Consider the following 12,069-nt stretch of genomic DNA (forward strand, 5'->3'; position numbering starts at 1 on the left):
GGATCGCCCGGATAGGCGATCCCGCTTGGAAGGAACGCATGGCAAGTCAGTATCCGGAAATGCGCTCGATGGGCGATAGGAAGAGCGTGCCGCTTCGGCGCGTTTTTCTTGCTTTGGCTGTTTTGGCGATGGGCTCCGCAGGTTCGATTGCGATCGCGGCAACGCACGCGCATGCGAGCGCTCCGGACCCGGGGACGACGGTTCCCCCGATCACGCAGACGGTCGATCCTCCGGAGGAGCCGCTCGAACCGGCTCCTCCGGAACAGGAGCCGACGCCCGAGCATGTGGGCGCATGGAATATGCAGCTCGGTCCTTGGCAATTGCGGTACGACGAGGCTGCCGTCGAAGCTGCGAAGCAGGTCGCACGAGAAGCTCGCGCCGTGGAAGAGGGTGCCGGTTCGTCGGACGAGCTGCCCGCTGCCGACGGTCGCATGTCCCGCGCCCCTGCGCTTGCGGTTGCAAGCTCAGGGGCGGCTTTGGCTTTTCTCGCCGTCGGTCGCCGCAAACAGCATGGCATCGCATCGCGAACATCCGCCCCGACAAAACGCCGCTCGATTCGATAAAGGAACAGCATGTTGAACACTCAAGACTCACGATCCTCGTTCTCCCTCGATGCCTTGCTGGGAAATCAGCTCGAAGCCGAGGAGCCGGATGCCGACGAACGGCAATCGGAAGCGCGCGCTGCCGCTTCTGCGCCCGATCTATTGGGGATGCTGGGGCTTGCTCCGGAGCCTCCTCACGTCGAAGAGGCTGAGAGCCTGATCGAGGTCGGCCCCGCTTCCGCCCCCGTCGACCTCCATGCCCTGCTCGGTCTAGAGGTGGAACGCGAGCGCGACCAAGCGGTTACGCCCGATGCGATGAAAACGGAATCCGTCGTGCCGCTTGCGCTCGATGTCTTGACGGTTGGCGCGCGGCACGCCGACGAGGCTATCGACGAGGCGCCGACCGAGGCATCCCCCAAGCAGACGGTGCGCAGCCGTTTCGCCGACGCTCCGGCGTTTCGACCTCCTGCGTCGCATGAGGAGCTCGTCGGGCCGGAGGAGGCGCCCGCTCCCCGCGTGTCTTCTCCGGCGAGTGCGGCCCTCCCCGCGATTCCGGTGACGCCTGCGGTGCGATACCTGGCAGGGGAGAGCCGCCCTCTCGAACTTCCCGAGTGTTTGCCGGCGCAGGAGCCCGTCTCCTCCTCGGTCGAGAAGGCCCAGCCCGCACAACCCGCACAATCTGCGAAGCCCGCAAAGCCCGCGCAATCTGCGAAGCTCGCGCAGTCTGCAAAGCCCGCAAAGCCCGCGCTGCCGGCGCAGCCTGTTGGGCCCGTGAAGCCCTCACAGCCTGTTGAGCCCGCACAACCCTCGCAGCCTGTTGAGCCCTCGCAGCCTGCGAAGCCCGTGCAGCCCTCGCAGCCCTCGCAGCCGGCACCTGTTCAGCAGTCTGCGCGGCAGCAGCCCCCGCGTCCGACCCCCTCGCCGCCGCCCCGTCCGCGCAGGCCGAGCCCCCCGAGAAGCCGCAACTCCAGCAGCCCTCTGCGACCGATGCGAAGCCGGAGCGGTCCGCGTCTGCGAAGCCGTCTTCCGTTTCGAAAGCGTCGACCTCAACGAGCCCGAAGCGTCGTCCTTCTGCGTCGCCTTTGCATCCTGTTTCAACCGAGCGTGCAGCTCGATCCGGTAAGCGTACCGGTGGAATCTGGTATCTGCTGAGCGCGTGCTTGTTCGCGCTCGCGATCGCTTGCACGTGCTATGCCGTGTACGCCGCGGTTCACGACGAGCGTGCGACGCCGCCCGCGCCCATAGCCGTCAACGCCGAGTCGGCGTCGGGCGAGCGGCAATTCCGGTACGCGGTGCAAGGCGCCGACGGTTCGACGCGCACGGTGGAGGAGACGGCGCGATTCGACGTGGACGGGCTTGTTGCGGAGAGCACTATCAGCTTCAAGGCGGAAAGCGAGACGGAGGCGGCCCAGGTTCTCGAGGATGCGGAAGCGCGGTTCGGAGATGCTTGGGTTTCCGGTTCGGTGCAGGACGGCAAAGCGGTGTTCACGGTAAAGCACGAAGGCGAAGGCCTCGATAGAGAAACCTACGCTGCGTTGCTCGAAGCCAGCACGCTCGATTGCGAGACGATAGGGTGAAAAACTGCGCCCCGCATCGAGCGGGGCGCAGAAGAGGCGTGCTGTTCGCCGTGTGGCTAGGCGGTGGGGGCCGCAGCGTTCGACGACTGCGCTGCCTTCAGCTTCTCCACTGCCTCAAGGAACACGTTGTACAGATCGGACGAGATGACCACGCTCGAGATCTGATTGTTCGTGACCACCATCTTCACGCGCTTGTCCTGCACGTTTTTCACGAAGTCGACGTCCTTCATTTTCCGGATATCGTCGAGCGTGATGATGGAATCGAGTTGGGGCAATACAAAATCCGCAGCCATGGGTTCTCTCCTTTTTCATATGGTACGTACGCATCGGGCATTATAAGTGCTCGGCGCCGCGAACCCTCCCGCTCCCGGGCTCTTGGGGCAAGAACGTGCTGCTGTACTGCGGCGTTGCAAGATCGCAACGCGAATTCGATAGCCTATACGCCTTGTTTTACAAAGAGGGGGCTGTCGAAAACGACCCCCGAGACGATGATCGCCGCGCAATCCGTCGCACGCGCGAGGAGTGCTGTCGGCGATTCTTTTCAAGGTGCGGAATGCCGCCGGTAATCAGACGCGCGCGACAAATGCGGCTGCCGATTCGTCACAGGCCGCAGCCTTTTGGCAGAGATTGCATGATATGAACGATTTCGGGAGGCCTTTAAGGCGGCGTTTGAAAGAAACCCCAGGTCGTGATTTTACATTGCTCCGCAAAATCGTTCATATCGTGCAATCTCTGCCAAACGCTCCTTCGTGCAGGACGTCTTCCCGAGCGCGGACGCCGACAGCTGCCGGCGTCCGCCGAGGCCGAACGATCTCGCGAGCCGCCGGCCGCAGGTGCCCAGGCGGGCGCCACACAAGAAAGCGCCCGCAGATGCGGGCGCTTCGGGGAGCTGATGCAGGCTTCCGGCTTAGTACGCCGTGAAGGACGACTTGGGGGCCAGGCAGATGGGGCAGGCGACGAAGTTCTCGCCCTTGTGGATGTAGCCGCAGATGGGGCACAGGTAGTACTTGCCGTCGAAGGGGGTGTCGATGGTGGTGTACGCGTCCATGTACAGCTTCGCGTGGTAGGCTTCGGCCAGCTTGGCGCGCGTGAACACCTGCACGGCCTTGTTGTTGCCCTCTTCCTGCGCCTTCTTGATGAAGGAGGGGTACATGTCCGACGTCTCGTAAATCTCGCCGTTGGCGCCCGAGATCAGGTTGATGTCGCTCTCGTGCTCCTCGACCGTGGGAGGCTCGGGCTTCTCGGTGGCGGGGTCGATCTCCTTCGCCAGGTCGTACTCGAGGCCGATGTGGATCTTCTCGGCGTCGGCCGTGCACTGGAACAGGCGGGCCAGCACGTCGAAGCCTTCGTTCTTGGCAACCTTGGAGAACGCCTCGTACTTCGTGGTGGCGCCGGTCTCGCCTGTGATTGCCGTCATGAGGTTCTCGTAGGTGGTGCCCACGGTGGTCTTGCTGTCGTAGATGACGTTGAAGTTGCTGGCGGTAGCCGCGTCGGGCATGCCCTGCGGATCGAGCACCTCAGCCACGTACTCACTGTTCGCGCCGGCGTCGGTTTTGGCGGTGTCGGCAGCGGGCTCGGTGGTGGCGTCGGCCTTCGGCTCGGCGCCGCAGGCGGCCAGCAGACCCAGCGCGGAAATCGAAGCGGCACTGACGGCGGCACCCTTCAGCAGGTTCCTTCTCGTGATATCGGACATGTTTCCTCCCTCGTCTTCCCGATGAGCCCTCTCTGCTCATCTGATAAACGATACTATATATCAATTAATATCAATAATCAATATTGAATTAATACGGATACGCTTAGGTTTTGCGAAGCGTGTCAGGGCGCGGGCATTCGCGCACACGTTTTGTCCACAACTCCGTCACAAGCGCAAACCCGATGGTCAGCCCCCGGTACCGTTTGCTAGAATGAAGAGAATTACGCTGAAAGAAGGTTGTATGCTATCCGGTGATGTGGAAAAACTGTATCCTTCCGCGAAAACGCTCGTGAAGGACTGCGTTGCCAGCCGTATCCATGACAAGGATGCGAGCCTGTACGGCTTCTCCGACGAAGCGCGTTCCTGCTCCGAGCAGTACATGGGGTGGACGGATCTTGCCAGCAATCCACCGTACTCTTTGCGCGACATTCAAGATTTCGCCGACTCGATCATCGCCCAAGGGCTGAAGACGGTCGTGCTCATCGGCCAGGGCGGCTCCACGCAGGCGCCCATGACCATCACCAAATACAACAAGCCCGATTCGTCGAAGATCACGTTCAAGACCCTCGACTCCGACTCGCCCGTACGCGTGCGCGCCATTCTGGCCGAGGCGAAGCCCGAAACCACGCTGTTCGTGATCTCCTCGAAGAGCGGCGGCACCATCGAGCCGCGCCTCGCCCTGCGCGCCGTGCGCGACGCTGTGGCCGATCGCATCAGCGAAGAGGAGCTCGTGGAGCACCTCGTGGCCATCACCGACCCCGGCTCCATGCTCGAGCGCCAAGCGCGCGAAGAAGGCTGGGCCGCGGTGTTCTCCGGCGAGCCCACCGTGGGCGGCCGTTTCTCGGCGCTGTCCGTGTTCGGCCTGCTGCCGGCGGCGCTCGTGGGCATCGACCTCGAAGAGTTCATGGCGCACGCCATCGACGCCGAGCGTCAGTGCAGCGAGGACGCCATCGACAACCCGGCCATCGGCCTGGCGTCCTTCCTGTACGACAACTACCTGCAAGGTCGCAACAAGTTCACGTTCCTCACGCCGAAGCGCGGCCGCGTGCTGGGCCTGTGGATCGAGCAGCTGGTGGCCGAAAGCCTGGGCAAAGACGGCCAGGGCATCCTGCCGAACATCGAGGTGGACTCGCTGCTCCTCAAGAAGGATCCGGGCGACCGCAGCGTCATCATGTACCTCACGCGCACCGACCTGTGGGACGAGCGCCGCAACTTCGAGATGAGCCTGTCCTACATCGACCCGGCCATCCCGCGCGCCAACTACAAGATCGACTCGGTGGAAGAGCTTGCCGAGCACTTCGTGATGTGGGAGTACGCCATCGCCATGTGCGGCTACCTCATGAAGATCTGCCCCTTCGACCAGCCCGACGTGGCGTCGGCGAAGGCCGTGGTGCTCGACATCCTCAAGGAAGGCCAGCCCGAGCCCGATTTCGTGCAGGACTTCATCGACGACGTGCACATGGGCGAGGTCGAGGTGCGCCTGTCCCCGTGCTTCAAGGATTGCACCGACGTGCGCAGTGCGCTGCGTGCGCTGCTGGGCAGCATCCAGCCGGGAGACTTCTTCGCGCTCAACGCGTTTTTGCCGTTCACGGGCGAGGGTCGACGCGAGGCGCTCGAAACTATCCGTCACGGCGTGGCCGAAAAGCGCGGCGTGGTATCCTGCCTCGAAGTGGGTCCCCGCTACCTGCACTCCACGGGGCAGTTGCACAAGGGCGGCCCGAACTGCGGCGTGTTCCTCATCCTGTCGGCCGACGAGCTGAAGGACATCCCGCTGAAGCAGGAGGCCGAAAGCCTCGGTTCGCTCGCGAAGGCGCAGGCTTCGGGCGACCTCGTGACGCTGGCCGATCGCGGTCGGCGTGTGGTGCATCTGCACCTGCCCGACAACTCGGGCGTCACGCTGCGGCAGCTTGCCGAAGTGATCTGCGGCATCCTGGAAACGATGGAAGTGCCGTCGGCGTAAGCGGTTCGACGGCGTATCGAATGAGACAGAGGGACGGGGTTAATGTCTCATTCTCGCGAATGAGACATTAACCCCGTCCCTCTGTCTCATTCGAAGTCCACGGCATTACGCGGAGGCGTGCACATGAAAGAAGCGCTCGACATACAGGTCAAAGGCATCGTGCAGGGCGTCGGGTTCCGCCCCTTCGTCTACCGGTTGGCGAAGAAGTACCTCATCGACGGTTGGGTGCTGAACGCCACCGACGGCGTGTTCATCCATGCCGAGGGCGAGACGAAGCTGCTCGACGAGTTCGTCATCGAGCTGTCCGAGAACCCGCCGGCCGCTTCGCGCGTCGAAGAGGTGACGCTCAAGGAAGTGCCGCTCGAGGACTTCGACTCCTTCGAGATCCGTTTTTCCGACGCCGGCGCGGTGGAGAAGACCACGCTCGTCTCGCCCGACCTCGCCACCTGCGACGATTGCGCGCGCGAGCTGTTCAATCCGAACGACCGCCGCTACCGCTACCCGTTCATCAACTGCACGAACTGCGGCCCGCGCTTCACCATCATCGAGAAGCTGCCCTACGACCGCAAGAGCACGTCGATGAAGGATTTCCCCATGTGCGAGCGCTGTGCGCGCGAGTACGGCGACCCGCTCGACCGCCGCTTCCACGCGCAGCCCGACGCGTGCTTCGAATGCGGCCCGCACCTCAGCTGGCGCGAGCACGAGGCCGGCGACATCGATGCGCCGCTCGGCCCGACGACGTGGGGTTCCACGCGCAAGGAAAGCGACGCCATCCTGGCACGCGCTGTCGAGCTGTTGCTTGACGGGAAGATTTTGGCCGTGAAGGGGCTGGGCGGCTTCCACCTGGTGTGCGACGCGTCGAACCCCGAGGCCGTGGCGCTGCTGCGCGCGCGCAAGCGCCGCGAGGGCAAAGCGTTCGCCGTGATGATGGACGACGTGGCCAGCGTGCGCCGCTTCTGCGAAGTGAGCGAGGCCGAAGAAGGCATCCTCACGGCCACGCAACGTCCCATCGTGCTGTTGCGCAAGCGCGCCGACGCCGCCTTCGCCCCCGGGTTGGCCGATGCGCTGCCCGAGCTGGGCGTCATGCTGCCCTACACTCCCATCCAGCACCTGCTGCTCCACGACTTCGCGAATGAGACAAAGGGACGGGGTATTCGTCTCATTCCGGATGAGAAAGGGAGCGAGTGGGCTCAGGGGAATGAGACGAATACCCCGTCCCTTTGTCTCAACGCCATGATGGTGATGACGTCGGGCAACATCCACGACGAGCCCATCGTCATAGACGACGAGGACGCCTACGAGAAGCTGTTCGGCGTGGCCGATGCCTTCCTCGGGCACGATCGCGCCATCCGCGCCCGCTACGACGACTCGGTGGTGCGCGTCATCGAGGCGGGCAGCGCCGGCGAAGCGGTCCAGTTCATCCGCCGGGCCCGAGGATACGCGCCGCTGCCGATCGCGTTGCCCGCGAGCGACGGCGTTGCGTCCGGCCCCCTCTTCGCCACCGGCCCCGAGCAGAAGAACACGTTCGCGCTCACGCGCGACGCCGAAGCGTTCGTCTCGCAGCACATCGGCGACCTCGAGAACGCCGAGACGTACGACGCGTGGCTCCAGGCGAAGTCCCGCTACGAGACGCTGTTCGAAATCGAGCCGACCCGCATCGCCTGCGACCTGCACCCCGAGTACCTCACGTCGAAGTGGGCGCACGAGCAGAGCCTTCCCGTGACCGAGGTGCAGCACCATCACGCGCACATCGTGTCGGTGATGGGGGAGCACGGCCTGACCGGCCCCGTGTGCGGCTTCGCGTTCGACGGCACCGGCTACGGCGTGGACGGGGCCATCTGGGGCGGCGAGGTGCTGCTCAGCAATCTGTCCGCGTTCGAGCGGTTCGCGAACTTCGCCTACGTGCCCATGCCGGGCGGCGCGGCTGCGGTGAAGCATCCGCTGCGCATGGCCTACGGCGTGCTGTGGGCGTTCGACCTGCTGGAACATCCGGGGGCTACCGACGCGCTGAACGCGCTCGGCGAGCAGGCGGCCGTGTGCGAGCAGATGATCGACCGCGGCCTCAACACGCCCATGACCTCGTCCGTCGGCCGCCTGTTCGACGCGGCAAGCGCGCTTTTGGGAATTTGCACCGAGCCCACGTACGAGGGCGAGCCGGCGATCTTGCTCGAGGCGGCTATGGGCAGCGATTCCGAAAACGCGCGAACGGATGTTTCACGTGAAACATCCGATGCCGACGCGAGCGCCGCCGAGCGCTACGCCATCGCTGTGGTGAAGAACACCGCAACCCCCACCAGCACCGCGCAAGATACCTCGGTCGTGCTGTTCGACGCGGCGCCGACGTTCGCCGCGCTTCTCGACGACCTGGTGGCCGGCGTGCCCGTCGGCATCATCGCGCGCCGCTTCCACGACGCGTTCGTGCAGGCCATCGTCACGGCGGCCGAGCTCGTGCGCAGCTTGTACAACATAAACGAGCTCGCCCTGTCCGGTGGCGTCTTCATGAACCGCTACCTGATCGAGCACGCGCTGGCCGCGCTCGAGGCCGCCGGATTCACGGTGGCCGTCAACCGCGACCTACCGCCCAACGACGGCTGCGTTTCCTTCGGCCAGGCTGTGGTAGCATGGGCCTCGAACAACGAAGAAGGAGAACAGCCATGTGCTTAGCCATACCTGCAAAAGTAACGGAGATGAAGGACAACCACCTGGCCACGGTGGACATCCTCGGCGTCACGCGCGACATCTCCATCGACCTCACGCCCCAGGCGAACGTCGGCGATTTCGTGCTCGTGCACGCCGGGTTCGCCATCGAGGTGGTGGACCCCGACTACGCGCAGGAAACCATCGACCTCATCAAGCAGTTCCCCGAGCTGGCGGGTGACGATATCCCCGTCACCGACGAGGTGCCCCGATGAACTCCCCGAAAGGAACGGATGTTTCACGTGAAACATCCGCGTCCGCCTCGCCCGAAGTCCGTCCCGCGCACGAGTCGCGCACGGTCGATGCGGCCACGATGGAAGCCGAGCTGGCGGCGTTCAAGGACCCGCAGCTCGCGCGCGGCCTCATCGAGTCCATCGCGAAACTGTCGCCTGCGGGCGGCGCCACGCTCATGGAGGTGTGCGGCACCCACACCGTCGCCATCGCGCGCAACGGCATCCGCAACCTCATGCCCGAAGGCACGCGCCTCGCGTCCGGCCCGGGCTGTCCCGTATGCGTGACCTCGAACAAGGACATCGACACGGTCATCGCTCTTGCGCGCGTCCCGAACGTCACCATCGCCACGTTCGGCGACATGACGCGCGTGCCGGGCTCCACGTCCAGCCTGCTGGCCGAGCAGGCGGCGGGCCGCAACGTGCAGATCGTGTACTCGCCGCTGGACGCGCTCACCCTGGCCGAGCAGAACCCCGACCGCGAGATCGTGTTCGTGGGCGTTGGCTTCGAGACCACCACGCCGCTCGTGGCCATGTCCATCAAGCGCGCGGCCGCGGCCGGCCTCAAGAACTTCAGCGTGTTCGGCGCCCACAAGAACATGCCCGGCGCGCTGGAAGCCATCATCAACGACCCGCAGCTCAAGGTAGATGCGCTCATCCTGCCCGGCCACGTGAGCACCATCATCGGCGCCAAGCCTTATCAGTTCCTGGCTGAGAAGTACGGCATCCCCGGCGTCATTACCGGGTTCGAACCGGTGGACGTGCTGCAGGGTATCGCCATGATCATGCGCCAGCTGCATGAAGGCCGCGCCGAGATCGAGATCGCCTACGCGCGCGGCGTCATGCCCGAGGGCAATCCTGTGGCGTTGGCCGCCATCGACGAGGTGTTCAAGACGTGCACGGCGCTGTGGCGCGGCCTGGGGGAGATTCCCGGCTCGGGCTACCGCATCCGCGAGGAGTTCGCGCAGTTCGACGCCGTACGCCGCTTCCAGCCCGATATCGAGCCCACGCAGGATCCGAAAGGCTGCCGCTGCGGCGACGTCCTGCGCGGCATCATGGCCCCCAACGAGTGCCCGCTGTTCCGCACGGTATGCACCCCCGAGAACCCCGTGGGCCCCTGCATGGTGTCCAGCGAAGGCAGCTGCGCCGCTTACTACCGGTACTACTGAGCTGCGTCGACGTCCTGATCGGCTGGTGGGGCGACGCTGAAGGGTCCTCCGCGTCATCCCCGCGGCGGCTTCTTCAGCGCGTCTTCCGCGCTCTTTGGAAATCTCGCTAGTACAAATTTGCACTTATGAACGGTTTTCCGAAACGGAAAAAATCGCGACCTGGTGGTTTGCCGAAACCAATCCATTCCAAACGCAAAAAATCGTTCATAAGTGCAAATTCGTACTAGAGGAGTCTTTCGCGGGGTCTCTCGCGGAGGTCTCTCGCGAGTCTGGGTAGCACGCCCCTGACATCGCGCGACGCTTCGCTTCCGCGCCTGGCGCCGCTCTGCCAGGCACCGTCCCGTCCGGCGCCGTCCCGCTTGGGGGCGGCGCCTCCTTCTCATGAAAAGCAACGTGCACCGGAAAACGTTGCTTTCCGGTGCACGTGCCATGGCGGCGCCATCGGGGAAGGGGAGGGAGACGGCATCGCCCTATGCGGACAGGCGGGTTACTCGGCCGCCGCTGCGATGGCGCTTTGCGCCGAGATGCGACCGAAGATCAGGCACTCGGCAACGTTGCCGCCGCCTTCGTAATAATGACCCCAGATGGAGCCGAACTCGCCGGCGGAGTACAGGCCGGGAATAGGATTGCCGTCATAGTCGAGAATCGCGCCGTCGGCAGCGCGCACGGGGCCGCCGTCGGTGTTGAGGAACGACGGCGCGCACAGTTGCGCGTAGAACGGCGGCGTCTGCACCGGCACGAGCGTGCTTTCGGGGCGGTGGAAGAAGATGTCCTTGCCGTTTGCGCAGCACTCGTTCCACTGATCGACGGTGGTCACCAGCTCGTCGACGGGAACTTCCATCAGCGCAGCCAGCTCTTCGATGGTATTGGCGGCATGGGCGTAGCCCTTCTCATCGGGCGTGGCCCCGTCGTCCGACGGCGGGATGGCACCCTGCGCCAGCCCCTCCGAGTCGAACACGAACCACGCCTTCGATGGCATGGGCAGGTGCGGCCACTCGCCGCCGAACTGCATATGGCCGTGGCGCGAGCCCACATGCACGCTCATGTCGGACATATACGGGTACTTCTCGCGCACGTTGTAGCCGTCCCAGTCCATGTAGAAGCGGCGGCCGTTGGTGCCAACGGTGATGCCGAAGCCCTTCGGGGCGGGTTTGAAGATCGGCGGGTTCGTGTACGCGGTGTTCTCGAGGTCGCGCCCCGCCATCCAGAATCCGGCCACGTTGTTCATGTGCCAGAAATCCGCGCCGATCTGAGCGCACATGCGGTGCCCGTCGCCGGTGTTCAGCGAGCCGGCAGCGGGGACGGCGGCACCCTGCCCGAGGTAGTTCTGCATCATCTCGGGGCTGTGCTCGAAGCCGCCAAGGCACAGGATGACGCCGCGCTTGGCGCGTATGCGCTTCTGGTTCTTCTCGCCCGCGACGACGCCCGTTATCGCGCCGGTCTCGGCGTCCTGCACGAGGTCGACCAGCGGCGTGCCGGGGCGGTACTCAACCGTGTCGCCGTGCTTGGCAACTGCTTCTTCCAGGAACACCTGCACGTGGTTGGGCCCTTTGACCTCCACATCCTTGTTCTTGCCGATGGCGAAGTAACCGAACGCGTACGAGTTCTCCAGCTCATGGTACTCGGCGTTGCGCTCCTCGGGGTCGGTCGTGGGCTCGGTGATGCTCATCTCGTCTTTGTTGGCGCCCATCTCGATGACCCAGTCGTACACCCAGCCGAGCCCTTCTGCGTAGGCGTCCAGCACGTCGTCGGGCGTGGTGCCGTGCGCCAGCTGCTTCATGTAGGAGCTCATGGCCTTCACGTCTTTGGTCCAGATGGAGTCGCCCTTGCAGAACGGGCTGTTGCCGCTGGGCGTGGAACCCTTCTCGATGAGCAGGCACGACGCGCCGTTGCCTTCGGTAGCGACGGTGAGCGCTGCGGCGTGTCCGGCGATGCCGCCGCCCACGACGACGACGTCGAACTCCTCGTCCCACGTGCCGTCGTCGCTGGTGCTCGCAGCCGTGCTCGAACCGCCCGACGGCGCGCAGCCTGCCAGTCCCATGGCCGCTGCTCCTGCCAGCGCGATGCCTGCGGTCTTCACGAACCCGCGGCGCGTCTGCGCCGGGCCCGCGATCATGCTCTCTTTGGTGCTCATAACCCCTCCTTGATTGCGTAGAATCGACAACAACCCAGATCATCGTGGTTTGCGCGCGTCTTGCCCA

The 12,069-nt window shown here is 64.6% G+C and carries 9 protein-coding genes; 6 read left to right on the top strand and 3 right to left on the bottom strand.

What is annotated here, in order from left to right; genetic code table 11:
• Positions 1-38 precede the first annotated feature (38 nt).
• On the top strand, positions 39-563 hold the full coding sequence (locus C1A15_RS03155) for a hypothetical protein (protein WP_101721221.1): 525 nt from the start codon (positions 39-41) through the stop codon (positions 561-563).
• 1,139 nt (positions 564-1,702) lie between these two features.
• Positions 1,703-2,119: a hypothetical protein gene (locus tag C1A15_RS03165; RefSeq protein ID WP_101721223.1), complete on the top strand. Its 417-nt coding sequence runs from the start codon at positions 1,703-1,705 to the stop codon at positions 2,117-2,119.
• Positions 2,120-2,175: 56 nt separating this feature from the next.
• Here the strand turns inward: C1A15_RS03165 and C1A15_RS03170 are convergent, their stop codons facing one another.
• Positions 2,176-2,412 (bottom strand): hypothetical protein, encoded by a 237-nt coding sequence (locus C1A15_RS03170; RefSeq protein ID WP_101721224.1) that lies wholly within the window; start codon positions 2,410-2,412, stop codon positions 2,176-2,178.
• A gap of 614 nt (positions 2,413-3,026) precedes the next feature.
• Positions 3,027-3,812 carry a nigerythrin gene (ngr, locus tag C1A15_RS03175; RefSeq protein WP_101721225.1) on the bottom strand — a complete coding sequence of 262 codons (786 nt, stop codon included), beginning with the start codon at positions 3,810-3,812 and terminating at the stop codon, positions 3,027-3,029.
• Between the two features lie 241 nt (positions 3,813-4,053).
• Between ngr and C1A15_RS03180 the strand changes: the two genes are divergently transcribed.
• The 4 genes from C1A15_RS03180 (at position 4,054) to hypD (ending at position 9,868) form a co-directional block, all read left to right on the top strand.
• Positions 4,054-5,772 (top strand): glucose-6-phosphate isomerase, encoded by a 1,719-nt coding sequence (locus tag C1A15_RS03180; protein WP_101721226.1) that lies wholly within the window; start codon positions 4,054-4,056, stop codon positions 5,770-5,772.
• A gap of 123 nt (positions 5,773-5,895) precedes the next feature.
• Positions 5,896-8,436, top strand: a complete 2,541-nt coding sequence (locus C1A15_RS03185; protein WP_101721227.1) for a carbamoyltransferase HypF — start codon at positions 5,896-5,898, stop codon at positions 8,434-8,436.
• Positions 8,427-8,684, top strand: coding sequence for a HypC/HybG/HupF family hydrogenase formation chaperone (locus C1A15_RS03190; RefSeq protein WP_101721228.1), 258 nt, complete (start codon positions 8,427-8,429; stop codon positions 8,682-8,684). The genes C1A15_RS03185 and C1A15_RS03190 overlap by 10 nt, the downstream gene beginning before the upstream one ends.
• Positions 8,681-9,868 carry a hydrogenase formation protein HypD gene (gene hypD, locus C1A15_RS03195; RefSeq protein WP_101721229.1) on the top strand — a complete coding sequence of 396 codons (1,188 nt, stop codon included), beginning with the start codon at positions 8,681-8,683 and terminating at the stop codon, positions 9,866-9,868. Before C1A15_RS03190 ends, hypD begins: the two co-directional genes overlap by 4 nt.
• Before the next feature lie 487 nt (positions 9,869-10,355).
• On the opposite strand, the gene C1A15_RS03200 is transcribed toward hypD, so the two are convergent.
• The gene (locus C1A15_RS03200) at positions 10,356-12,002 is read right to left on the bottom strand and encodes an FAD-dependent oxidoreductase (RefSeq protein WP_101721230.1); all 1,647 of its coding nucleotides are present in this window, start codon (positions 12,000-12,002) and stop codon (positions 10,356-10,358) included.
• Positions 12,003-12,069 lie beyond the last annotated feature (67 nt).

It is taken from the genome of Eggerthella timonensis (assembly GCF_900184265.1).
Lineage (GTDB): Bacteria > Actinomycetota > Coriobacteriia > Coriobacteriales > Eggerthellaceae > Eggerthella > Eggerthella timonensis.